A 24,197-nucleotide genomic window follows, 5' to 3' on the forward strand; every position below is an offset into this window, starting at 1 on the left:
GTTCGTCGAGGGCACCAGCGACATGGCGACGGGCGCGTCCTCGTAACGGACGCGATCCCTGCCAGGCTTTGCTGCTATCAAATAAGGCTTCGTTTCCGGCGGGATGCCGACGTCGCGCCCGCGCGCAACGCGCGCACAAAGATGCGCTCAATGTCCGCGCTTCGCCTGATACGCAAGGCCGGCGCTAAATGGATCTGCGCTGGCTCATCCAATCGAGGCGCGGCAGGCTGCTCCGATTCCAAACTTGTTCAGAACCGGAGCCTCAGACCTGCGAATCGCGCGGCTGCGGGCGCAAAGCGCCCGCTTCGTTCGCCGGCGCTCAGTAGCAAACCTCGACCCGACGCCACCGCCAGCCGTAAGGCGTCCATACCCGCTGCCGCCGCAGATAGCAGCCATCGTCGTAGTAGCTCGCGGCTGGATAGCTGTAGCCGTAGCCGGTGTAATAGGCCGGGTAGCCGTAGCCATAGCCGCCCCACGCATAGGGCGCCGCGAGGCCGAGACCGACACCGAGGCCCACTGCGCCCCAGCCCGGACCACGCCAGCCGCCGCCACGCCATCCACCGTGCCAGCCGCCACCATGCCAGCCACCGCCGTGCCAACCGCCACCATGCCAACCGCCGCCGCCATGCCAGCCGCCGAAGCCGCCTCGCGCCGAGGCCGCCGTCGGGGCCGCCAGCGCCGCCAGCGCGGCCACAGATAACGCAACGATCGCCTTCCTCATCATCTTCCAACTCCATTCCGCACGACCCGCCCCTCCCCAGACCATGCGCTCTCCTGCCGCAGATTGTTCGGCAATCGACGCGTCGGGCGTTTCAAATCTGCGCGACTGGACGGCTGCTGCGGCGCGGCCGCGCGCAGCGGAACGAATTGCAAGGGCGGCGGCTTGTGATCGCGGGAGAGCTCGATGCGCAAGCTGATCGGATTCGACGAGGACACTTTCGACAAGATCAAACAGCTTGGCCGCGATCGCATGGCCACGCTGCAGGAGCTCGCCGACGAGGCGTTCGCCGATCTGTTGAAAAAGCACGGGGTACCGATCGACCTGCGCGACGCACTGAAGAAAAGCGCCCGCTCCGCCAAACCGAAGGGCGCGGCAGCCGAGCACCACCGCGGCAAACACTGAAAGGACCACCATGATGGCCGACGATCCGTTCGAACTCGGCGCGCGCGCCGCGCGCGAGAACATTCCCGCCGAGGCCAATCCGTTCGCCGAAGGCACCGAGGACTACGCATTGTGGGCAGCCGGTCACGAGCGCATAGCCACCGCGGTCGAAGCCTCCGAGTCGGAAGGCTGATCTGCGGCGTCCGCGGCCCACGCCGCGGCGCCAGGGGGAGCGGCCGAGGATGTCAGCCGATCTTCGTCAGCCCCTTGGCGTAGCGCTGGCCATTGGCGACGTAGAAACCCGCTCCCATCAGCATCGCCTTGACCTGCTCGGGCGTCAGCGTCCGCGCCACCTTGGCGGGCGCGCCGAGGATCAGCGAGTTTTCCGGAAACGATTTGCCCTCGGTGATCACCGCGCCGGCGCCGACCACGCAGCCGCTCGCCAGTTTGGCGCCGTTCATCACGATCGAACCCATGCCGACCAGCACGTTGTCGGCAATGCTGCAGCCGTGCAGAATCACGTTGTGGCCGATCGTGCAATTCTTGCCCACGGTGAGCGGAAAGCCCGGATCGGTGTGGCAGGTCGAGCCGTCCTGGACGTTGGAGCCCTCGCCGATCTCGATCCACTCGTTGTCGCCGCGCAGCACCGCGCCGAACCAGACGCTGGCGGAAGGGTGCAATCGCACCTTGCCGATCACCGACGCGGTGTCGGCGATGAAGTAGTTTCCATCCTGGGGAAGGTCAGGCTTGTTGCCGTCCAGCTCGTAGATCGCCATCTCGGTCTCCTGTTGCGGGACCAGTCATGGCAATGCGGGCCGCCGAGGGCAATTGTTTTCGGGCCGCCTGTCGTCAGGCGATGACGCCCGCGGCGTGCAGGCCCATCAGCAGCACGGTGCCGGACATCATGCTCCAGGTGCCGGCCAGCACCGTCGCCAGCATCACGAATTCCGCGCGGCGGCGCGGCTTTTCCGGCAGGCGCGGCCCGAGCAGCGTGTTGCGCATGATGATGAACGGCGCGGCGAACATCAGGAACGGGATCGCCGCGAAGCTCTGCGCGACCACGCCTTGCTGCAACAGGCCGAACCCGGCCGGCTGCCGCAGCATCGCCTGATAGCCGCTGGTGAGCGCGCCCGCGACGGCGAACCCGATCAGCAGCGAGAACAGATTGTTGAACGCATCCGGCGACATCGGCAACGGTCCCGCTTGGGCAACTTTCCAGCCCGACTGGTGTCGCAAAAAGCCGGGCCGATCGCCATCGCATCGTTAAGTTTGGGTTAACGCGGGCGTGCGAGGGATAGCACGCGTGCGCCGCGAGAGCGGCCGTCGTCGCGGCGTCGCGCGGCGTGGTCTGGTCATTCGTCGGGTTCAGTCTTGCAATGAGTTCGGTTTCGTCAGCGTCCGTTCGCCCTGCCCGTCCCGGCAGCCGGCGCGGCTATCGCGTGCCGGTCGCGATCGGCAGCACGATCTCCCTGCTTGCGATCGCAGCCATCGCCTATCTGCTGTGGCCGACCTGGCGGGCGCAGCCGGTGGGCGATCCGGACCGCACGCCGGTGAGCATCGGCGATACGCTGTTCAACGTGCCGACCAAGGCGTTCCGGGTGAAATTCCAGCGCCATTCCGGGCCGCAGGAGCGCGTCGACCTCGCCTTCATGTACCCGTCGCTGCTGCCACCGGAAAAACCGAAGCGCGCCACCCCCGAGGACGTCGAAGAGTTTCACCCGATCGATCGCATCTTCGTCTCGATCGCCGCGCATCACGACGCAATGGCGCCGGAGATCCGGCTGCGCACCATCCTGCCGCGCTATCTGGCGCCGTCCACCGCGCCGGTCGACGAGGGGCTGAGGGTTCGCGCCTTCGTCGAAGGCTCGCCTTACAGCGCCGAGGATCTGATCACGGCCGAGGAGCCGCAACTCGCGGCGCGCTGCACGCGCGACCGGCAGACGCCGGGGATGTGCATCAGCGAGCGCCGTATCGACGGCGCCGACCTCACCTTCCGGTTTCCCCGGCAATGGCTGAACAATTGGCGCGACGTCGCCACCGCGATCGACCGGCTGACAGCGCAGTTGCACGCCGTGCGGGGATAACTGCGAGACCCCGTCATTGCGAGCACCCGGATCGGCGACTCCGCGCCGTCCGGGCACAAGCTCCACGAAGCAATCCAGCGCCGTGCACTGAGCTGGATTGCTTCGTCGCTTCGCTCCTCGCAATGACGGAGAGGTTGAGGTCGTGGCCCGCCGCGCAGATGTGCGGCGGGCTGCTCTCGAGAATCCTTCGACGTTACGCCGCGGCTTCGTAGTTGATTTCGCTTTCCGCCAGCTTGCTCAGCGTGCCGTCGGTGGTCTTTTCCTGCTGCAGGGTCTGGTCGATCAGCTTGACGGCGTCCTTCATGCCAAGCAGGCCGGCCCAGGTCTTCAGCGTGCCGTAGCGGGAGATCTCGTAGTGCTCGACCGCCTGGGCGGCGGCGAGCAGGCCGGCGTCGAGGGCGTCCGTGCCCTTGTACTCGTCCATGATCTCCTTGCCCTCGTCGATGATCCCATTGATCGCGTCGCAGGTCTTGCCGCGCGCCGGCTTGCCGAGCAGCTCGAAGATCTGCTCCAGCCGCTCGATCTGGCCCTCGGTCTCGCCTTCGTGCTTCTCGAACGCCGCACGCAGCTTGTCGGAATTGGCCGCCTTCGCCATCTTCGGCAGCGTCTTCAGGATCTGCTTCTCGGCGTAGTAGATGTCCTTGAGGGTATCGAGGAAGAGGTCGTTGAGGGTCTTGTCTTTGGCAGCGGCCATGGTCGTCTCCGGTTGGTGATGGGGTCCGTCTCAGACGAGCGCCCAACGCAACTTCGGAGCGATAGTTCCAGCGGCTTCGCGCAGTGCCAACTCAATAACTACGCGAAGCGTTCGGGTCGATCATTTGATACGGGCCCGGGGAGTGCTCAGGCGGCGAGCTGGGTCTCCACCAGCTTGATCCAATACGACGTGCCGTACACGATGGCGTCGTCGTTGAAATTATACGCCGGGTGATGCAGCCCGGCGCTGTCGCCGTTGCCGATGAAGATGAAGGCGCCGGGCCGCGCTTCCAGCATGTAGGCAAAGTCCTCTGCCCCCATCAGCGGCGGCATCGACACCACATTGGCCTCGCCGGCGATGTCGCGAGCGATACGCTGCGCCACCTCGGTCTGGTCGGCGTGATTGACCACCACCGGATAGCCGCGCTCATACGCGACCGTGATCTTGGCGCCGGTCGATTGCGCGACGCCGGCCGCAACCTCGTGGATCCGCTTCTCGACCAGGTCGCGGACGTCCGCCTTCAGCGTCCGCACGGTGCCCTTCAGCTCGGCGATCTGCGGAATGACGTTACGGGCATTGCCGGCGTGGAATTCGCAGATCGAAACCACCGCAGCTTCCAGCGGATCGACGGTGCGCGACACGATCGATTGCAGCGCAGTGATGAGCTGGGCGCCGACCAGCACCGAGTCGATACACATATGCGGCCGGGCGGCGTGCCCCCCCACCCCCTCGATCCGGATGTCGACCGAGTCGGTCGAGGCCATGATCGGCCCCGGGCTGATGGCGAAAGCGCCGACCGGGATGCCGGGGCCGTTGTGCATGCCGTAGACCTGCTCGATGCCGAAGCGGTCCATCAGGCCGTCCTTGATCATCGCCGCGGCGCCGGCGCCGCCCTCCTCGGCCGGCTGGAAGATCACCACCACGTCGCCTGCGAAATTGCGGGTCTCGGCGAGATAGCGCGCGGCACCGAGCAGCATGGCGGTGTGGCCGTCATGGCCGCAGGCGTGCATCTTGCCGGGCACCTTGGAGGCGTAGGGCAGATCGGTCGCCTCTTCGATCGGCAGCGCGTCCATGTCGGCACGCAGCCCGATCACCTTGAGTTCGCCCGCCGCTGGTTTGCGGCCGCGGATCACCCCGACCACGCCGGTCCGGCCGAGGCCGGTGACCACCTCGTCGCAGCCGAATTCCCGCAGCCGGTCGGCGACGAAAGCCGCCGTCCGGTCGACGTCGTACATCAGCTCCGGATGCTGATGGATGTCGTGGCGCCAAGCCATGATCTCGGGTTGCAGGTCGGCGACGCGGTTGATCACGGGCATGAGGCTGACGGTCTCCCAAATTTCACGATCCGAAATGGCAGGCTAGCCGCCCTGCCGCTCCGCAGCAACTGTACAGCGTCGTCGCAGCGGTCTAAGCGTCTGCAAAATCACGACGTCATGGACGCAGCGAACGGGACGGAACGGATGTCGGCGCAGATCGAAGGCGAATTCGACTATATCGTGGTCGGCGCGGGCACCGCGGGCTGCATCGTCGCCAACCGGCTGTCGGCCGATCCGAACTGCCGGGTGCTGCTGCTGGAGGCCGGCGGCCGCGACAACTGGATCTGGTTTCACATCCCGGTCGGCTATCTGTTCGCGATCGGCAATCCGCGATCGGACTGGATGTTCAAGACCGATCCGGAGCCCGGCCTCAACGGCCGCTCGCTGGCCTATCCGCGCGGCAAGGTGATCGGTGGCTCAAGCGCCATCAACGCGATGATCTCGATGCGCGGCCAGGCCGCGGATTACGACCATTGGCGCCAGCTCGGCCTGTCCGGCTGGGGCTGGGACGACGTGCGGCAGGCGTTCCGCCGGCTCGAGGACCATTTCCTCGGCGACAGCGAGCATCACGGCGCCGGCGGCGGCTGGCGGATCGAGGCGGCGCGGCTGTCGTGGCCGATCCTCGACGCGGTGGCGGACGCCGCCGGCGAAATGGGCATCCCGCGCAGCGCCGATTTCAACACCGGCGACAATGAGGGCGTCGGCTATTTCCACGTCAACCAGAAGCGCGGCCGGCGCTGGTCGTCGGCGCGCGGCTTCCTCAAGCCGGCGCTGCACCGCAAGAACCTGCGTCTCGAAACCAATGTGCTCACCGATCGCGTGCTGGTCGAGAACGGCCGCGCGGTCGGGGTGCGGTTTCAGCAAAACGGCGTCGCCGTCGAAGCCCGCGCGCGGCGCGAGGTGGTGCTGTGCGCCGGCTCGATCGGATCGGTGCAGGTGCTGCAGCGCTCGGGCATCGGCCCCGCCGAATGGCTGGCGCCGCTTGGCATCGCACCGGTGCTGGATCTCCCAGGCGTCGGCCGCAACCTGCAGGACCATCTGCAGCAGCGTGCGATCTACCGGATCAGCGGCGGCCGCACGCTCAACGACATCTATCACTCGCTGCCACGCCGCGCCTGGATGGGCGTCGACTACGCGTTCCGCCGCCGCGGTCCGCTGACCATGGCGCCGTCGCAGCTCGGCATCTTCACCCGCTCCGATCCGCACCAGGAGCGCGCCAATATCCAGTTTCATGTACAGCCGCTGTCGCTCGACAAGTTCGGCGATCCGCTGCACCGCTTCTCGGCCATCACGGTGGCGGCCTGCAATCTGCGGCCGAGCTCGCGCGGCGAGATCAAGCTGAAATCCACCGCGCTCGACGCGCCGCCATCGATCGCGCCGCATTATCTCGAAACCGAAGACGACCGCCGCGTCGCCGCCGACGCGATCCGCGTCACCCGCCGGCTGATGCAGCAGCAGGCGCTGGCGAAGTATCACCCCGAAGAATTTCTGCCGGGCCCGTCGGTCGGTGACGACGACGCTTCGCTCGCGAAGGCCGCCGGCGACATCGGCACCACGATCTTCCATCCGGTCGGCACCGCCAAGATGGGCCTCGCCAGCGATCCGCTGGCGGTGGTCGACGAGCGCCTGCGCCTGCATGGCCTCGGTGGCCTGCGCGTTGTCGACGCCTCGGTGATGCCGACAATCACCTCGGGCAACACCAACACCCCGACCGCGATGATCGCCGAGAAAGGCGCCGGCATGATCTTGGAGGACGGGAAGTAAGCGAGGACAGCCGACCGCTGAGCAGCGGACTGGCTCGACTCGTCCGGTCGTCACCGCACCTTGCAGCGTCGCCCGGCGGCTCGGCATTCGTCTCGATCAGCGCGATCTTCCGCCTATTCTAAACGGGGCGAAGAACCGCGCTCGGCCATGACGTTACGCGGATCAGCAGCGATCATCTCACGCTATGCGCGAGCGCCGGAAATTGCCGCACCCGGGCATTGCTGTTACGCAGCCGGCCGTCGCGTCGATGCCATCGGCCGCGCCGCTTCCACCGCTCCGCAAAGTGCAAGTCCATGATCACAGCCGCCGACACCCGCCCCGCGATCACCGTGGAAGGCGAAGAAGAACTCATCCACATTCCTTACGACGCGGTCGCCGCGTATCACGGCCAGGCCGCGCTGGCGATGTTGGCGGTGACGTTTCAGGCGCTGCGCCTGATGCTGCCGGCACTCTCGCCGCAGCGTCCGCCGCGTCGCGTCGATCTCGTGGTGATCAGCGGACATCCCGGTCCCGGCGTTCGCGACGCATTCGAATTCGTGACCCGCGCGGTGACGCGAGGGGTCTACACGGTGGATCGCGCGCTACCGCAAGCACGGCTGTGTCCCGGCGTCGACATGTCGTATAGCTGGCGGGTCCTGGCGGGCGATCGCCACATCGGTGCAGCGCTGCGCTGCGGCGTGGTGCCGGAACGGTTCTTCGAACTGATCGCCCGCGGCAGCGAACGCAGCGAAGCGGAAACCGCGGAGCTGTCGGTGCTCAAGCGCAGCATTGCCGACGACGTGCTGGCCGCGTCGCCGGACGCGCTGTTCGACCGGCTTTGAGCGGCAGGTCCGCGATGACGACCATCATCCGCTTTTCCTGCGGCCACACCACCTCGTCGGCCGCATGGGCCGAACGATTGTCCGGCCTCGACTGCACGATCCGCGACGTCGACCTTTACGCACCCGATGCAGCCCTGCTCGGCGACGCCGATGCGCTGCTGATCGGCATGCACATGGACCAGCGCTTTCTGCAGGCGAACGCCGCGCTGCTCGGCGATTACGTCGCGGCCGGCGGCATCGCCGTGGTCAGCGGCCATATCGCCCACCCGTTCCTGCCCGGTCTCTCCCCGGTGCAACCGCTCGGCGGCGGCAGTCTTGCCGACCTGACCATCGCCCGCGCCGTCGCGCATCCGATCTGGGACGGCGTCGCGCTGGACGACCTCACCTTCCGCCGCGGCGTCGCCGGCTTCTACGGCCACGCCTGGCATGTCGCGCCGCACGGCTCGACCGTGATCCACACGCTGGGGCCGGAGGCGCGGCCGCTCGACTTCATCTATCCGCTGGGCCGAGGCCGCGTGCTGATGCACGGCGGCAATGATTTGTGGAGCTTCGGCGGCGACGATTCGAGCCGGCGCCTGCTGCCGCAACTGATGTCCTGGCTGGTGGAGGCGCGCTCATGACCGTGGCTGTTCTCGACAGCGGCACGTACTATCATCACGAGACCATCTTCGGCGAACGCTTCCGCGACCGCTTCGATCGCGTGATCTACGCGCCGGCGCTGACCGCGCCCGATCTCGCCGAGCCGACGCTGCTGATCGTGCCCGACCGCACCAACCCGGATCTGTTGCGCCGGCACCAGCCGCTTCTGACCGACTTTCTCGCCCGCGGCCGAACGCTGGTGGTGCTCGGCGAATGCGAGGCGGAGACCTGGGCGCCGGGCGTGCGCAGCGCTGCGCGCCCGACCAATTTCTGGTGGTGGCTGGACCCTGCGCAGAAACCGCCGCACCAGTTCGTCGCGCCGGAGCACGAACTGTTCCGCTACGTCGCGCCGGCATCGACGGTCTGGCACATCCACGGCGTGCTGTTTCCGCCGGACGGTGCCGAGCCGCTCGTCACCGTGCCGGACGATCGCGACGGCCGCGATCCAGGCGGTGCGCTGCTCTACGAGGACCGCATCAGCACGCCGGGCCGGCTTATCGTCTCGACGCTCGACCCGTTCTATCACCACGGCAGCCGGTTCATGCCGGCGACGACGCGATTTCTCGATGGCTTCCTGCGCTGGGCGCAGGAAGCCGCCCGCTCATGACGGCGGCGCGCCGATCGTGACGTCGCCGTCGAGCCGATGCACCGGCACGGTCGCCTCGACGAGGCGGCCTTCCACCTCGACGGTGACGCGGCGCACCGCCACGCCGTAGAGCCGGGCCAGATTGGCTTCGTCCAGCGTCGTCGCGACGGGGCCGAACACCGGCTCGCCGGTCATCATCAGCACCTTGTCGGCGACCGCCAGCGCATGATCGGGATGATGCGTGGTGAACAGCACCGTCATCCCCTCCTCGCGCACCAGCCGGCGGATCAGCCGCAGCACGACGCCCTGATTGGCGAGGTCGAGCGCGGAGGCCGGCTCGTCGAGCAGCAGTACGCGGCAATCGCTGGCGAGCGCACGGGCGAACAAGACGAGCTGGCGCTGACCGCCGCTCAGCCGATCGTAGCGGCGCTCGGCCAGATCGATCAGGCCGACCGCCGCGAGGCAGGCCTCGGCGCGGGCGAGATCGCGCCGGCCCGGTGCACCGAACCGTCCGAGATAGCGGCTGCGGCCGAGCAGCACCATGTCGATCACCCGATAGGCGACGTCCGCGCGCAGCGCCTGCGGCACGACGCCGACGATTCCGTCGATCGCGATCCGGCCTTCCTGCAACGCCAGCGTGGCTGCCAGCGCGCGCAGCAACGTGGTCTTGCCGCAGCCGTTCGGCCCGAGGATCGCCGTCGCCTCGCCATCCGCGACCGAGAACGACAGATCGCGAAACAGCCACTGCTCCGCCCGAAACCAGTGCCCAGCACGTTCGACCCTGATCATGCCGCCTGCCCTCGCGCATGCCGGCGCAGCAACCAGGCGAACACCGGCGTGCCGATGATCGCCGTGACGATGCCGACCGGGATTTCGGCGGCCGACAGATCGCGCGCCAGCGTATCGGCCGCCATCAAAAACGCCGCGCCGGCGACTGCCGAGATCGGTAGCAAACGACGATGATCGGCGCCGACCACCATCCGCACCAGATTGGGGATGATCAGGCCGACCCAGCCGATCGTGCCGGAGACCGCAACCTGGGCCGAGACCGCGACGCAGGTCGCGGCGAGCAGGATCAGCCGGTCACGCCGCGGATCGACGCCGAGCGACCGCGCCTCCTCGTCGCCGAGCGACAGCACATTGACGCGCCAGCTCATCGCCAGCATCACGCTGCCGCCGACGAGGCTGCACGCCGCCAGCAGCGCGACATTCGGCCAGCTCGCCGCGGCGAAGCTGCCGAGCAGCCAGAACACGATGCCGGGCAGCTTCACTTCGGGATCGGCGATGAACGTGACGAAACCGACCAGGGCGCCACAGAAGGCGCCGACCACGACACCGGCAAGGACCAGCGTCAGCACCGGCGAGACGCCGTCGCCACGATGCACGATCAACACCGCAGCGAGCGCGAGCGCGGCGCCGGCGAAGGCGCCGACATGCACCGGCAGGCCGAAGCCGAACAGCAGGATGGCGACGACGCCGCCGAGCGAAGCGCCGGACGCCGCGCCGATCGTTTGCGGGCCGACCAACGGATTGCGAAACATGCCCTGCAGCACCGCACCGGACAGCGCCAGCCCGGCACCGGCGATTCCGGCCATCAGCACCCGCGGCAACCGCACGGTGGTGACGACGATGCGCTCGGTCGGGGTCCAACTCACCGTCGCCAAGCCGGACGGAAGCCAGTCGGCCGCCGCAAGCCCGAAGCCGACAAGCAGCTCGTGGAGCAGAATGCCGAACACATGCGCGGCCGGCACCTGATAGCGGCCGGCCGACAGGCACAGCAGCGCCGTCGCGATCGGCAGTGCGACCAGTGCCGCGATCGCAATCGGAAGCGCGATCGGGCGCCCCGCACGAACGTTGGCCGTATCGAGCGTAGTCATCGCACCGCCAGGCGCGCATAGCCGGCCGATCGGCCGTTCTGCCGCGCATAAAGAATGTCGTCGATCTCGCCGTCGGCCAGTGCGTGTCCGTACAGGAACGTGTACCAGTCGCGCATGTCGGCACGCAGGTCGATGGCGACGCGGCCGGGATGCAGCAGGCCGGCGAGCCACGTCCAGGCCAGCGCCGATTCGTGACTTGGCGGATCCCAGCGATAGCCGCCGAGCGGGACGCGATAGACGCGCCGCTCTCGCACCGCACTGATACTTTGCAGGCGTGGATCGCCGTACAGGTCGGAGGGCATCGCAGTGTCGAAATTGCCGAGCAGGATGACGTCGGGATTCCACACCAGCATCTGCTCGAGCGTCACGGTGCGGCTGCCGCCGATTTCGCTCGCGGCATTGCGGCCGCCCGCCGTGCGGATGACGAAATCCGCGTAGCTGTCGCGCCCGGCGACCGCAAAAGAATCCGATGCGTGCGACAGATGCAGGACGCGAGGCTTCGCGCTATCGGCGATGTCGCCGAGCGCGACTGCGAGCAGATCGCGGCGGCGCCGCTGACGTTCGACGATCTCGGTGGCGCGCGCCTCCTGCCCGGCGAGCTTGCCCATCATCAGGATGGCGCCGTCGACCTCGTCCTGGCCGCCGTAACGTAAGCCCAGCACCGTCAGTCCGGCACGGTCGAGCATCGCGATCGGCTCGTCGCCCGAGGTCGCCCATTGCAGCACCGCATCCGGATGCAGCGCCATGATCGCCTCGACGTTCGGCACGACGCCGGCACCACGCGTGATGCCGGTCGGGATCTTCTCGAACGATGGAAAGATGTGGCCGAGGATGCCGGACTGCATCGCGCTCGCCGACGCCGGATTCATGCCGGCGACATGCGCGGTCGAGCGATCGATCGCCATGTAGGTCGACGGCGCCGGCATCGGCAGAAACACGACGCGCTGCGCGGGCGCAGCGACATTCACGACTCGCCCGCGCTGATCGGTGAGATCGAGCGCCTGCGCCGCACCGAACCATCCGCACGCGACGATAAAGCCGCCCGCCGCCACGATGGACGAGCTTATCAAACGCGACAACAGCGACATGAATTCGACGATCCTCGGCGAGGCGATTGACGACGCGCGCGGGCGAAGCGCGCCTGACTGCATAGGCCGCCGCGGCCTCGCGCAAAAGCAAAACGTCGCTGCGAATGGCCGTGATCGGGCCCGATCATCATAGAATAACTCCAGAGGCGAACGTGCTCTGCGATGATCGTCGCGACGCCACGCGTGTCGCCTCGATCGCATCACCGATCGAGGCGAGTTGTAATAGTTCGAACTCGCGCACGGATTGTGGTCCGCAGGATTGTCGCACGATAAGGACCTCACTCACTGATTGAGTGGTGGGGGACTTAGCTCATGGTGTCGAGAACTCGTTCGGTCGCAGCGAGAAAGAGTGTAGTTGTCGCATCGACATACGGACTAAGTGTCGCGATGGCTTGCGTGATCACGGCCGGATTGAGCGTGGATGCGCGGGCGCAGACGGCCGATCCGTCGCGGCGCGAGACGGGACACGCTTTGCCGCCCGTGAACGTCGAAGCCGGACAGGCGTCGAAGCCCGGTCGTCCCGTACGGCAGAGTACAAATCGCGGCGCGCGGCGCATCGCAGCGCCGGCCAAGCCCGTGCCCAATCAGCAAGCCGCGACGACGGGCGCAGAACAGAGCGGCAGTACCGCTCTCGGTCCGCTTGGCGGCAAGCTTCCGCAAGCCGGAATTCCGCATCCGGCACAGCAGAGCATCACCGTCGTCGAGCGCGCGCAGATCGAGCAGACCAGCCCGACCAGCCTGCTCGATATTCTGCAGAGCGTGCCCGGCGTGTCGATCGCCCGCGCCGGCGGCATCGGCGGCCAGATCTATCTGCGCGGCTTCTCGTCCAACAACTGGCGCTCGCCGATGTATATCGACGGCGACCGCTTCCGCGGCCGTAACACGCTGCAGCTCAATTACTTCGCGCCCGAGGAGATCGAACGCGTCGAAGTGGTGCGCGGTCCGGCTTCGGTGGTGTACGGCTCGGAGGCGATGACCGGACTGGTCAATGTCGTCACCCGCCGGCCGGCGGTCGATCCGTTCGGTCCATGGCGGCTCGCGCATGGCGGCTTCTCGGCGGGCTACAGCTCGGTCGACAACGGCTTCAGCACCTACGAATGGGCGCAGGCCGCGGGCCTCGGCTTCGACGTGCTCGGCGGCGTCAGCTATCGCAAGGGCGGCAACTATCACACGTCCGCCGGCCCGGCGCTCAACAGCGACTACGAGAGCATCGGCGGCAACTTCCGGCTCGGCTGGTCGCCCAACCGCGACCAGCGATTCGAGCTGACGCTGCGCGAGTATTGGGAAGAGGACGGCCGTGCCGGCGGCGTCGGCGGTGCGCCGGGCTGGCCGTATATGAAGGTGCGCCAGCAGCCCAACCAGGTGCATATGGCCAAGCTGTCTTATGCGGGCGACTTCACCGACAATCTGGTGCAGCACGTCGAGGGATCGTTCTACGCCAACTATTTCGACACCAAGGTCGCCACCGTAAACACCGCGACGCCGGGCGTCGTCACCAGCTCGGTCAGCCACGTCGGCGGTCCGCTGGTGATCGGCGGCCGGGCGCAGGGCGTGATCCCGTGGGAGCCGGCGGCGTGGGGACTGGTGAAGACGACGTTCGGCATCGATGGCTTCCAGGAATGGCGCCCGGGCAGCAGCTCATGGTCGCTCCGCCAGACAGCGACGACCTCGACATTCACGCCCGAAGCCAAGACCGGACCCGACAACACCCAGGCCAATGCGGGCGCCTTCATGCTGCACGAGTGGACGCCGAACCGGCTGCTGACGCTGTCCGCCGGCGGCCGCTACGACTGGTTCAACACCACGACCGACTTGTCGCCGGTGAGCTCCGCCCGCGCGCTCGCGGTTCTTCGCCAGAACAGCGACGTCACCGCCACTGCGCCGACGGGCAGCGTCGGCGCCACCGTGCATGTGACCCCGATGCTCGACCTGCTCGCCTCGGTCGGCACGTCGTATCGCTATCCGACCAATTCGGAGTTGTTTGCCTTCTCGGCGACCTCGATTCCGAATCCGGAACTGAAGCCGGAGACCGGCCTCACCTATGAGGGCGGCTTCCAACTCAACTTCCCGGCCGCCACCCTCAAGGTCACGGCGTTCGACAGCCACTATGCGAACTTCCTGCAGACCGCCTTCGTCAATTACAACGGCGCGTCGGTGACCCAAAGCCAGAACGTCGGCCATGCCACCGTAAACGGTGTCGAGGCGGAGTGGCGCTGGCAGCTCACGCCCTCCGTCAACCTCAACGGCAATGCCGCCTGGCTGCAGGCGACCAACACCGATACCGACAAGCCGCTGCCGTTCATCGCGCCGTGGAAGGGACGGTTCGGCGTGCAATACGCGCCGCTCGACTCAGGCTACTCGCTCGGCGCGGCCATCGACTGGGCCGGAGCGAAGAGCCGCATCGACACCGCGCAGGAATATCCGACGGCCGGCTACGCCGTGCCCAGCCTCTACGCGTCGTTCGATCTCGGCATCCTGGTGTCGCGCCGGCTCGGCGACACCAAGCTGCATGTCAGCCTGCAGAACATCTTCGACACGCGATACGTCAGCGCGGCGACCTACGTGAACAGATCGTACCCAAGCTCGATGTACAACCCGCTGCTCGAACCGGGCCGCAACTTCACCGCGCGGCTCACGCATACGTTCTGACGCACCGGTCAACCGCTCACGCCGGAAAGCCCTGTGCGCCGGGCTTTCCGGGAAGCCCTGGTCATTCAGAGCCAACCTCCAGAACGTCGTGCCGCAGCATCACGCTTCGCGCGGCCGCGATGGCCGGTTCTGCGATCGATACGGATCATCGCCGTAATCGGAAATCGTAAGACGGTGTCTCGGACGCGCTGCGGCACGCAGTGCCGCTGCGCAGATCCGGGATTCCGTTTCAGGCTTTACGAGGCTGGCTATTTATTCAAACAAAAGACCGGGGACCCGCACCTGCGGCACAGCGCGACGCGCTGCACCGCGTGCGGGACACGGGACTACGCCGATTTGCGCATCGCGTTGTCGACCAGGGTCTTGCCGAGCGACCAGATCGCGCCCGGGACCTTGTGGCTGGCCGCGATGGTGTCGTCGAAGGCGCGTTCGATCCAGGCGCAGTCGTCTTCGGTGATGGTCAGCGGCGGCAGCAGCTTGATGGTGTGCAGGCCGTGGCCGGCGACTTGCGTCAGGATCTTGTGATCCTTGAACAGCGGCACCGTGATGAGTTGGACGAACAGGCCCTTGTTGGCGCTCTCCAGCATCGTCCACGACGCCTTCAGCCGCAGCGATTTCGGCGGCCCGAATTCCACGCCGATCATCAGCCCTTTGCCGCGCACTTCCTTGAGCAGTTCGTAGCCCGGCACCATGCGGGTCAGGGCCAGCCGCAACTCGGCGCCGCGCTTGGCCGCGGCCTCGACCAGCTTCTCGGCCTTCAGCACTTCCAGCGTCGCAATGCCGGCGGCCATCGCCAGATCGTTCTTGGCGAAGGTCGAGCCGTGCACCACCGCGCGGTCCATGCGGTTGAAGATCTTGTCGAAGATCGATTTGCGGGTCAGCACCGCACCGACCGGCACGTGGCCGCCCGACAGCGCCTTGGACAGCAGCACGATGTCGGGCTCGACGTTCCAGTGCTCGACCGCGAGGAAGCGGCCGGTGCGGCCCATGCCGGTCTGGATTTCGTCCGCCACGAACAGGGTGCCGTAGCGCTTGCACAGCGCCGCCGCGCCCGGCAGGAACTCGTCGGTGGGCATGTTGACGCCCTTGCCCTGGATCGGCTCGACGATGAAAGCGGCGACCTCCCGGGTCGACAACGCCTTCTCCAGCGCCTCGAGATCATTGAACGGGATGGTGGTGACGCCCGGCAGCAGCGGCCCGAAGCCGCCCTGGAAGTTCTGGTCGTCGGTCAGCGACAGCGCGCCATAGGTGAGACCATGATAGCTGTGGTCGCAGTTGACGATGCCGTTGCGGCCGGTGGCGCCGCGCGCGAACTTGATCGCGGCCTCGACGCTCTCTGCGCCGGAATTGGCGAAAAACACCTTGTCGAGATACGGCACCTGCTCGAGCAGCCGCTCGGCGAGGATGCCGGCGAGGGTCGAGACGTCGAGCTGCACCAGGTTCGGCAGGTCGGCGTCGAGCACGCTCTGCAGCGCCTTGCGCAGCACCGGATGGTTGCGACCAAGCGCGAAGACGCCGAAGCCGCTGAGCAGGTCGAGATAGCGCGCGCCGTCGCGATCGTAGAGATACTGGCCGGTGCCCTTCTGGAAACCGACGTCGTAGCCGATCGTCTTGAGGACACGGACGAGCTGCTCGTTGAGATGCCGCGCGTGCATGTTGCTGCGCTGGGCCTCACGGGCCGCGAACATCTCGGCGAGATCTAAATTCGGCTGGTTCATGGGTTAGTTACGTCGCTTGTTGGAGCCGCCGTCAACACAAAAGGCAGACGTCGTACCGCGCTCGCGCTTTCTTTCCGGGATTGTGATGCGTGAGCGACATGCCAATATTGCGGCAGTGGCCACGCGGCGTACGAAAGATGCCCCCACCCTTCGTATAGTCCGATCCGGCCGGGCGGCGCCAGCCCTGTCAGGCGCCCTGCGGCAATCGGGACAGCTCCTGCGATGCGGCGCAGGTTTCCTCCTCCAGAACGCGGCGGCGAGGAAAACTTCTCCCGGCCGGTCGCCGTCCCCGCAGGCGGACGCGCCGCCTGCGGCAACTCACAGATCCGTATCGCCGCTTTCGTCGATGTGCCGTGGCTTGCCCATCAGCGCCGGCTGGAACAGCAGCACCGCGCCCAGCGTGGTCAGCAGCGACAGCGCCAACAGTTTGCCCATACTGGCGGTACCAGGGTGGTTCGACAGCCACAGGCTGCCGAACGCCGTCGCCGTGGTCAGCGCGCTGAAGAAGATCGCCCGTGTCAGTGCCGACTGCAGCAGATTGGTGCGGCCGGCGCGCCAAGCCGTGACGTAGTAGATCTTGAACGCGACGCCGATGCCGAGCATCAGCGGCAGTGCGACGATATTGGCGAAGTTCAGCGGCAGATCGATCAGCACGCAGATCTCCAGCGTCACCGCGCCGGCCACCAGCAGCGGAACCAGCGTCAGCAGCACGTCGGTGAAGCGCTTCAGCGTGATCCACAGCAACAGCGAGATCGACAGCAGCGCCCAAAGGCCGGCCTGGATGAACGAACCCACGATGGTGTCGCCCGATTTCAGGATCGACACCGGGCCGCCGATCGCGTGCGGCTCGACCTTCAGGACGGCGGCGGCGAACTTGCGCAGCGTGTCGTTGTCGTTCGGATCGCCGTTCGGCAGCACCTCGACGCGGACCTGGCCGTCCTTGGTCTTCCACGACGACACGATGTCTTCCGGCAGATTGTCGAGCGTCACCTGCTGCGCCTGCAGCATGCTCCGGAGCTGGTCGAAAGCGATCTTCAGCGGCGTCACGAACACCGCCTGCGCCTGCTCGCGCGTCGCCTGGTCGGCGGTGGCCAGCGCGGCCAGCGCCTTTGCGAGCCGTCGTGCCGCGTCAGGGCCGGCACCGGCGGCATCTCCGGCGGTCTTGCGCAGCGCCTCCACCGAGCTGTTCAGCGAATCGACGTTCTCCTTGTCGGTCGGCTTTGGGTCGACCTGATCCGGATTGAGCGCCGGCTCGAGCAGCTTGGCGCCGGCCTGGATCAGCTTGAGCTTGGCCGGTTGGTCGGCGGGCACGAAGGTGTCGAGCGACAGCGTGCGCGACACTTCCGGCAGCTTCGCCATCTTGGCTTCGATCTCGCGCGCGCCCTGCTCGTTCGGCGCCATCACGTTGACCGCATTGGCGCCGGTGTTCGGATCGCGCCGCAGGTCGAGGAAGGTGGCGATCGATTCGACCTTCGGGTTGCGCAGGTTGATCGGGTTGAAGTCGAACTGCATGTAGTACAGCAGCGGCAGGCCGGCGAGCGACACGCCGATGGTGCCGGCGATGATCGCGATCCGGTGTTTCTCGAGGAAATGATCGAGCGGCGCCAGGAAGGCGTAGCCGAGCGGCTCCTTCTCGCCACGCGGATTGAGCAGCTTGATCAGCGCCGGCAGCACCGTGATGCTGGTGAGAAACGCGATCGCCATGCCGGCGCCGGCGATCTCGCCGAGTTCCGAGATGCCCTTGTAGGAGGTCGGCAGGAACGACAGGAAGCCGGCGGTGGTCGACATCGCCGCCAGCGACAGCGGCACGGCCGAATAGTCCGCCGCCTGCACCAGCGCCTTGTCGAGATCGCCGGCCTTGTGGCGCTCCGATCTGTAGCGGACGCTGTACTGGATGCCGAAGTCGACGCCGAGGCCGACGAACAGCACCGCGAAGGCGATCGACAGCAGGTTCAGCGAATCCACCAGCATCAGCCCGACCGCGGTCGTGATCGCGAGGCCGATGAAGAGGTTGGCAGCAACGGCGAAGATGATCTTGCCGGAATGCAGCGCCAGCCACAGGATGAACAGCACCACCACCACCGTGCCGATGCCATTGACGACGGCGCCGTCCTTGACGGTGGCAAATTCCTCATTGGCGATCGGCACCGGACCGGTCAGCCGCACCTGGGCGCCGAACTCCTGCTCGAGCTTGAGGTCGGCCGCGGCCTGACGGATGGCGTCGGTGGCGTCCTTGCCGGGTTCCAGCGCCTGGAAATCGAGGATCGGCTTGACCTCGATGAACTGCCGCTTGTCGCCGTCGGTCAGCGGCTCGGGGCTGCTCAGACCGCGCCAGGAGAAAAATGTCGGACGCTTGGCCAGGACGTCTTCGACCGTCTGGCTGATGGTGTTGAACGGTGCGGCAGCACCGTCGAGCCTGGCCTGACCGCGCTTCACACCGACCAGCCCCGTCTCCAGCGCAGCCGTGAGCCCCCGGATGCTGGGATCGCCAGCCAGGATCTCGATCAGCGGAACGGCGGACTGGAACTGGCCGGTGATCTTGGCGACTTCCTCGGTGGGCAGGAACAACAGCCCGTTGCGGTCGAAGAACGGCCCGCCCCCGAGCCGCTTGACCGACTCGAAGTTGATGTTATTGCTTGATAATTTCCGAAACAGCGCGGCCGCGGCAGCATTGGCGAATTCCGGCGTCGGCGCCTCGATCACCGTCAGGATCAATCTTTCCTGATCGAACGCCTTCTCAAACGCGATATCACGCTTGCGCCAGTCGAGATCGGCCGAGATCAAATGATTGATATCGGTGTTGATGCCAAAGTGTTTGAAAGTATAGAAGCCGCTGGCGATCGCCAGAAGTACTCCGATCGTGACAGTAATAGACGCAAACCGGGTGCTGGCTTTGACAATGGAAACGACGGCACTTTTCAGCACATTTGCTCTTTCTATTGCTATCGGCTTGCCTAGAATGCGGCGGCTCCGCCGGGTACCGAAAGACGATCGAACCGGCCTGTGCGTTCCGACGACGGATCAAAGACCGCAAATACCCATGAAGCCCGCAGGCGTCGTGGCCGGAAGTAATCTCAACAGGCTGGATTGCCAAGGGCGTTTTCAAACAGCGCCCGTGGGAACCCTGCGTCGCTCGCATTTTCGGGTGCCCCCATACCGGCTAGCACATGGTACGGGAATTGCCCATAATGTCGCCAGGAGACGATCAATCATGAGCGTGGTGCCCTTTGTCTGACGTTCGACCTCTCGAAGTCTTTCTTGCCCAGCCCCGCGGGTTCTGTGCCGGCGTCGTCCGTGCGATCGAGATCGTCGAGCGCGCGCTCGAGAAGTATGGGCCGCCGGTCTATGTGCGGCACGAGATCGTGCACAACAAATACGTCGTCGAGAGCCTGAAGGCGAAAGGCGCCATTTTCGTCGAGGACCTGTCCGAAGTGCCGGCCAGAGCCGTCACGGTGTTCAGCGCCCATGGCGTCGCCCGCAGCGTCGAGGAAGAGGCCGCCGCGCGCGACCTGCCGGTGCTGAATGCAACCTGTCCGCTTGTGACCAAGGTTCACAACCAGGGCAAGCGCTACACCTCCAAGGGCCGCACCCTGATCCTGATCGGCCATGCCGGCCACCCCGAGGTCGAGGGCACCATGGGCCAGGTTCCGGGTCCGGTGCTGCTGGTGCAGAACCTGCAGGACGTGGCGTCGCTGACCCTGCCGTCCGACACCCCGGTCGCCTATATCACCCAGACCACGCTGAGCGTCGACGACACCAAAGACATCATCGCCGCGCTTTCACAGCGATTCTCGGATATCCAGGGTCCCGACACCCGCGATATCTGCTATGCCACGCAGAACCGGCAATCGGCGGTGCGGGACATGAGCAAGCTGGTCGATCTGATCCTGGTGGTCGGCGCCAACAACAGTTCGAATTCCAACCGGCTACGGGAAATAGGTACCGAAGCCGGCATTCCGAGTTACCTCATTGCCGACGGCAGCGAGCTGAACCCGGAATGGCTCGTGGGCAAGAAGGCGGTGGGGATCACCGCCGGCGCGTCCGCTCCTGAAGTGCTGGTGGACGACGTGATCGAGGCGCTGCGCCGGATCGTTCCGGTGACCGTCTCGATGCTTCCGGGCCGCGAGGAAAACATCGAGTTCGTTCTGCCGGCGGAGCTGGTCACGGCCTGATCCGCACTTCGACGATTTGAATGAAAGAGAAGCACACGTAATGGCAATACCGTTTCACAAGGAGATCGTGATCGGCAGTTATCTGCTCAAGCAGAAGCTGCTGGGACGCAAGCGCTACCCGCTGGTGCTGATGCTCGAGCCGCTGTTCCGCTGCAACCTGGCCTGCGTCGGCTGCGGCAAGATCGATTATCCCGATGCGATCCTGAACCGCCGCATGACCGCGCAGGAGTGCTGGGACGCCGCCGAGGAATGCGGTGCCCCGATGGTTGCGATCCCGGGCGGCGAGCCGCTGATCCACAAGGAGATCGGCGAGATCGTGCGCGGTCTGGTGGCGCGCAAGAAATTCGTGTCGCTGTGCACCAACGCGCTGCTGCTCGAGAAGAAGCTCGACCTGTTCGAGCCCTCGCCTTACCTGTTCTTCTCGGTGCATCTCGACGGCCTCAAGGAGCACCACGACCAGGCGGTGTCGCAGAAGGGCGTGTTCGATCGCGCCGTCTCCGCCATCAAGGCCGCCAAGGCGCGCGGCTTCGCCGTCAACGTCAACGCGACGATCTTCGACAACCATCCGGCCGAAGAGATCGCCAAGTTCCTCGACTTCACCGCGGAGCTCGGCGTCGGCGTGTCGATGTCGCCGGGCTACGCCTATGAGCGCGCGCCGGATCAGGAACACTTCCTGAACCGCACCAAGACCAAGACCCTGTTCCGCGAGGTGTTCGCCCGCGGCAAGGGCAAGAAGTGGAACTTCATGCATTCCGGCCTCTTCCTCGACTTCCTGGCTGGCAACCAGGAGTTCGAGTGCACGCCGTGGGGCATGCCGGCCCGCAACATCTTCGGCTGGCAGAAGCCCTGCTATCTGCTCGGTGAAGGCTACACCAAAACCTTCAAGGAGCTGATGGAGACCACCGACTGGGAAACCTACGGCACCGGCAAGTACGAGAAGTGCGCCGACTGCATGGCGCATTGCGGCTACGAGCCGACCGCTGCGGCGGCGTCGCTCAACAACCCGCTGAAGGCCGCGTGGGTGGCGATCCGCGGCATCCGCACCTCCGGCCCGATGGCGCCCGAGATCGACCTGTCGAAGCAGCGCCCGGCACAGTACATCTTCGCCGAACAGGTACAGAAGACGCTGACGGAGCTTCGCCGCGAGGAAGCCGCCGAAGCGGCCGCCAAACGCCAGCCGCAGGCTTCCACCGCGGCCTGAGCTGACCGGCGATCGACGAACAAAAGCGCGGCGACGAGCCGCGCTTTTTTCTTTGGATGCGTCGCGACCTCAATTCCTGAACGTCTTCAGGACATCGACTTTGACTTTGCTGGGTAGCGGGACGAACTGCATCGTTCGCGCCGTGGCGTCGCCATGCGCGAACGCCCATCTGAAGAACTCCAGCGTCGCGGCCGACGTCGCGCGTTTGGACGGGGTTCTCGGGACCAGCGCAAAGGTCGCCGTCACGATCGGCCAGGCCTGTTCGCCCGGCATATCGGTCAGATCGACCGCGTAGTTGGGCACGGACCAATCGCCGCTCTCGGCGGCGGCCGCGAAACTGTCTCCGTTCGGATGCACGAACCGGCCTGCTCTGTTCTGCAGCTGTACGGTCGCGAGGTTGTTCGCGATGACATAGGAGAGTTCGGCGTAGCCGATCCCGCCGGACGTCATCGGCACGGTCGAGGCGGCGCCATTGCTGCCTTTGACGCCGGCGCCGACAGGCCAGTTCAACGTCATGCCGATCCCCATCTTGTCGCGCCACGCCTCGCTGTTCTTAGAGAGATATCGGGAGATCGCATAGGTTCCGCCCGAGCCTCCCGCATGATAGAGCAGCGAGATCGCCAGCTGCGGCAGGGTGAGACCGGGATTGAGCTTGGCGATCCGCTGGTCGTTCCACGACCTGATGCCGCCCATGAAGATATCGGCAAGCACAGGAGCCGTGAGCCGGAGCTTGCCGGACGAGACCCCAGGGATGTTGACCACGACCGCGTAGCCGCCGACGACGGTCGGAAACTGCAGGATGTCGCCCTCTTTCAGCTTACCGTCGTCCATCGGAACGTCCGACGCCCCGAAGTCGGTCAGGCCTTTCAGCACCTGCAATTGTCCGACCGAGGATCCCGAAGGCTGGTAGTTGATCGCGAGACCGGTGGTCGATCTCTGTTGTTCTGCCCATTTGATGTAGATCGGCGCAGCGAAGGCCGAACCGGTCCCCATCACCGAGGTCTGGGCCTCACCAGCTTTTACATCGGCCGCGGTGATAGCGAGCGCCATTAAGGCGAAGCGAATCGCACGCATGTTGTTTCCTCTCCGAATGCGATCGTGCGGAACTATGCGACGCCGTTGAGAACGAAGTCGAAGATGTCGTAGTTGCGCAGCACGCCGGTCGCGGCACGCTCCCGGTATTCACGCTTCAGCGGCCGCGACAGGACGAAAGGCACGCGCTGCTCGCCGAGCCCGCCATGCGAGCGCAGACGGTGACCGCCGAGCGCCGACAGATCGTGGTCTTCACGCCGCGCGCCGACCGCGGTGCCCCGGTCGGTGAACACCGCGAAGTCGCCTTCGCGATCGGGCGGCAATTGATAGCGTTCGCAGACTGTCGCGCGATCGAGCACCAGTTCGACACCCGGCAGCGACCGCGCATAGGTCATCATCGCGTTGATGTCGCAGGCCTTGAGAGCGTGGACGCGGACGAAGCCGCCGAGCGCACCGTGATGCCGAACGAACGGATCGGCGATCGGACAGATCACCCGCGCGATGCCGGCGCCGAATTTCTCCGCCAGCGCGTCTTCGAGATAGACGACGTTGGGCCGGCCCTGCGTGTCGGACTTGTCGGCCATGCCGTGATCGGCCGTCAGGGCCACGGTCGCGCCGAGTTCGATCAGGCGTGCGATGCGCCGGTCGACCGCCGCGTGGAAGTCGTTCGATTGCGCGTCGCCCGGCTGGTACTTGTGCTGCACATAGTCGGACGTCGACAGATAGGTCAGGTCCGGCCTCGCCGTCTCCAGCAGCCTGATGCCTGCGTCCAGTGCGAACAGCGACAGATCGGCGGAATATTGATCGGGCTTGCTGCGGCCCACCATGTGCTCGCCGCTGTCGAAGCCGAGCGCCGCCAGATCGGCGGAGTTCGGGTGCTCCGACGAGAAGGCGATCCCCTCCATCTCGTAGGCCAGCACCTTGAGGAGCTTGTCCTTGGCGGTGACCACCGCGGTCCGCACGCCCGCCTTGCTCATGGCTCCCAGAATGGTACCGCAGCGCAGCCGCCTGGCATCCGTCACCATGATCTCTTCGCCGGTTTCGGCGTCGAGATAGTAGTTGCCGTTGATGCCATGGATCGCAGGAGGCACGCCGGTGACGATCGAGGTGTTGTTGGTGTTGGTGGTGGTCGGCACCGTCGCCAGCGCCGTCCCGACGTAACCGGCCGCCCTGAGCGCCCCGATCGTCGGCAGGACGCCCTCCGCAATGCCGCGCTCGAGATATTCGGGATCGAAACCGTCGAGGCAGATCACCACCACGGGGCTGTGCGGCACGGCATAGCTCCGGCCGTTAGCCTCGATCAAAGTCTGCGGTCGGCTGGATTGAGAGGGGGCGGTCATGGTGTGTCATCCCGAGGTGAGAACCGTTGGCTGATGACCCCGCTGGTAGGCTCTCCAATTGTGAGAATCGATCGAATAAAATCCACAAATGTGTGAGTATAAGTCGTCAGTAAT

At 66.1% G+C, this 24,197-nt stretch carries 22 protein-coding genes; 10 read left to right on the top strand and 12 right to left on the bottom strand.

Annotated elements, in window-relative coordinates; genetic code table 11:
• Positions 1–319: 319 nt before the first annotated feature.
• Positions 320–724 carry a hypothetical protein gene (locus tag IP86_RS08025; protein ID WP_054161994.1) on the bottom strand — a complete coding sequence of 135 codons (405 nt, stop codon included), beginning with the start codon at positions 722–724 and terminating at the stop codon, positions 320–322.
• Between the two features lie 180 nt (positions 725–904).
• Between IP86_RS08025 and IP86_RS08030 the strand changes: the two genes are divergently transcribed.
• A complete protein-coding gene (locus IP86_RS08030; protein WP_054161995.1) occupies positions 905–1,123 on the top strand; it encodes a hypothetical protein in 219 nt (72 codons plus the stop codon).
• Between the two features lie 13 nt (positions 1,124–1,136).
• Positions 1,137–1,295 carry a hypothetical protein gene (locus tag IP86_RS29025; RefSeq protein ID WP_197279698.1) on the top strand — a complete coding sequence of 53 codons (159 nt, stop codon included), beginning with the start codon at positions 1,137–1,139 and terminating at the stop codon, positions 1,293–1,295.
• 52 nt (positions 1,296–1,347) lie between these two features.
• Here the strand turns inward: IP86_RS29025 and IP86_RS08035 are convergent, their stop codons facing one another.
• Entirely contained in the window at positions 1,348–1,878 is a 531-nt protein-coding gene (locus IP86_RS08035) for a gamma carbonic anhydrase family protein (protein ID WP_054161996.1), read from the bottom strand.
• A 73-nt stretch (positions 1,879–1,951) separates the two neighbouring features.
• The gene (locus tag IP86_RS08040; RefSeq protein ID WP_054161997.1) at positions 1,952–2,290 is read right to left on the bottom strand and encodes a DUF6949 family protein; all 339 of its coding nucleotides are present in this window, start codon (positions 2,288–2,290) and stop codon (positions 1,952–1,954) included.
• A 188-nt stretch (positions 2,291–2,478) separates the two neighbouring features.
• Here IP86_RS08040 and IP86_RS08045 point away from each other — a divergent pair, with 188 nt between their 5' ends.
• The gene (locus IP86_RS08045) at positions 2,479–3,186 is read left to right on the top strand and encodes a hypothetical protein (protein WP_054161998.1); all 708 of its coding nucleotides are present in this window, start codon (positions 2,479–2,481) and stop codon (positions 3,184–3,186) included.
• 193 nt (positions 3,187–3,379) lie between these two features.
• Here the strand turns inward: IP86_RS08045 and IP86_RS08050 are convergent, their stop codons facing one another.
• The gene (locus IP86_RS08050) at positions 3,380–3,880 is read right to left on the bottom strand and encodes a YciE/YciF ferroxidase family protein (RefSeq protein ID WP_054161999.1); all 501 of its coding nucleotides are present in this window, start codon (positions 3,878–3,880) and stop codon (positions 3,380–3,382) included.
• A 146-nt stretch (positions 3,881–4,026) separates the two neighbouring features.
• A complete protein-coding gene (locus tag IP86_RS08055) occupies positions 4,027–5,196 on the bottom strand; it encodes a M20 aminoacylase family protein (protein ID WP_054162000.1) in 1,170 nt (389 codons plus the stop codon).
• A gap of 144 nt (positions 5,197–5,340) precedes the next feature.
• On the opposite strand from IP86_RS08055, the gene IP86_RS08060 reads away from it, so the two are divergent.
• The 4 genes from IP86_RS08060 to IP86_RS08075 all read left to right on the top strand — a co-directional run bounded on the left by IP86_RS08060 (position 5,341) and on the right by IP86_RS08075 (position 9,027).
• Entirely contained in the window at positions 5,341–6,960 is a 1,620-nt protein-coding gene (locus IP86_RS08060; RefSeq protein ID WP_054162001.1) for a GMC family oxidoreductase, read from the top strand.
• 293 nt (positions 6,961–7,253) lie between these two features.
• The gene (locus tag IP86_RS08065; protein WP_054162002.1) at positions 7,254–7,781 is read left to right on the top strand and encodes a hypothetical protein; all 528 of its coding nucleotides are present in this window, start codon (positions 7,254–7,256) and stop codon (positions 7,779–7,781) included.
• Between the two features lie 14 nt (positions 7,782–7,795).
• Positions 7,796–8,401, top strand: a complete 606-nt coding sequence (locus IP86_RS08070) for a hypothetical protein (protein WP_054162003.1) — start codon at positions 7,796–7,798, stop codon at positions 8,399–8,401.
• Complete coding sequence (locus tag IP86_RS08075; protein WP_054162004.1) at positions 8,398–9,027, top strand: hypothetical protein; 630 nt, start codon at positions 8,398–8,400, stop codon at positions 9,025–9,027. The genes IP86_RS08070 and IP86_RS08075 overlap by 4 nt, the downstream gene beginning before the upstream one ends.
• On the opposite strand, the gene IP86_RS08080 is transcribed toward IP86_RS08075, so the two are convergent.
• Genes IP86_RS08080 through IP86_RS08090 form a run of 3 tightly spaced genes read right to left on the bottom strand, consistent with a single transcriptional unit; the run spans position 9,022 to position 11,971 of the window.
• Positions 9,022–9,795: an ABC transporter ATP-binding protein gene (locus IP86_RS08080; protein ID WP_054162005.1), complete on the bottom strand. Its 774-nt coding sequence runs from the start codon at positions 9,793–9,795 to the stop codon at positions 9,022–9,024. The genes IP86_RS08075 and IP86_RS08080 overlap by 6 nt on opposite strands.
• Positions 9,792–10,883: a FecCD family ABC transporter permease gene (locus IP86_RS08085; protein WP_054162006.1), complete on the bottom strand. Its 1,092-nt coding sequence runs from the start codon at positions 10,881–10,883 to the stop codon at positions 9,792–9,794. The genes IP86_RS08080 and IP86_RS08085 overlap by 4 nt, the downstream gene beginning before the upstream one ends.
• Positions 10,880–11,971 carry an ABC transporter substrate-binding protein gene (locus tag IP86_RS08090; RefSeq protein ID WP_082363891.1) on the bottom strand — a complete coding sequence of 364 codons (1,092 nt, stop codon included), beginning with the start codon at positions 11,969–11,971 and terminating at the stop codon, positions 10,880–10,882. Before IP86_RS08090 ends, IP86_RS08085 begins: the two co-directional genes overlap by 4 nt.
• 576 nt (positions 11,972–12,547) lie before the next feature.
• Here IP86_RS08090 and IP86_RS08095 point away from each other — a divergent pair.
• Positions 12,548–14,620, top strand: a complete 2,073-nt coding sequence (locus IP86_RS08095) for a TonB-dependent receptor (RefSeq protein WP_245290567.1) — start codon at positions 12,548–12,550, stop codon at positions 14,618–14,620.
• A 326-nt stretch (positions 14,621–14,946) separates the two neighbouring features.
• On the opposite strand, the gene hpnO is transcribed toward IP86_RS08095, so the two are convergent.
• A complete protein-coding gene (hpnO, locus tag IP86_RS08100; RefSeq protein ID WP_054162008.1) occupies positions 14,947–16,338 on the bottom strand; it encodes an aminobacteriohopanetriol synthase HpnO in 1,392 nt (463 codons plus the stop codon).
• Positions 16,339–16,656: 318 nt separating this feature from the next.
• Complete coding sequence (gene hpnN, locus IP86_RS08105) at positions 16,657–19,263, bottom strand: hopanoid transporter HpnN (protein WP_054162009.1); 2,607 nt, start codon at positions 19,261–19,263, stop codon at positions 16,657–16,659.
• A 302-nt stretch (positions 19,264–19,565) separates the two neighbouring features.
• Here hpnN and ispH point away from each other — a divergent pair, with 302 nt between their 5' ends.
• Both ispH and hpnH read left to right on the top strand, forming a co-directional pair.
• Positions 19,566–20,510 carry a 4-hydroxy-3-methylbut-2-enyl diphosphate reductase gene (gene ispH / locus IP86_RS08110; protein WP_054162010.1) on the top strand — a complete coding sequence of 315 codons (945 nt, stop codon included), beginning with the start codon at positions 19,566–19,568 and terminating at the stop codon, positions 20,508–20,510.
• Between the two features lie 40 nt (positions 20,511–20,550).
• Positions 20,551–21,711, top strand: coding sequence for an adenosyl-hopene transferase HpnH (gene hpnH / locus IP86_RS08115; RefSeq protein WP_054162011.1), 1,161 nt, complete (start codon positions 20,551–20,553; stop codon positions 21,709–21,711).
• Positions 21,712–21,780: 69 nt separating this feature from the next.
• Here hpnH and pstS read toward each other — a convergent pair whose 3' ends face one another.
• Positions 21,781–22,785 carry a phosphate ABC transporter substrate-binding protein PstS gene (gene pstS / locus IP86_RS08120; RefSeq protein WP_054162012.1) on the bottom strand — a complete coding sequence of 335 codons (1,005 nt, stop codon included), beginning with the start codon at positions 22,783–22,785 and terminating at the stop codon, positions 21,781–21,783.
• A 32-nt stretch (positions 22,786–22,817) separates the two neighbouring features.
• Positions 22,818–24,083 carry a phosphonoacetate hydrolase gene (gene phnA / locus IP86_RS08125; RefSeq protein ID WP_054162013.1) on the bottom strand — a complete coding sequence of 422 codons (1,266 nt, stop codon included), beginning with the start codon at positions 24,081–24,083 and terminating at the stop codon, positions 22,818–22,820.
• Between the last annotated feature and the right edge of the window lie 114 nt (positions 24,084–24,197).

The sequence above is a fragment of the Rhodopseudomonas sp. AAP120 genome, from assembly GCF_001295845.1.
Taxonomy (GTDB): domain Bacteria; phylum Pseudomonadota; class Alphaproteobacteria; order Rhizobiales; family Xanthobacteraceae; genus Rhodopseudomonas.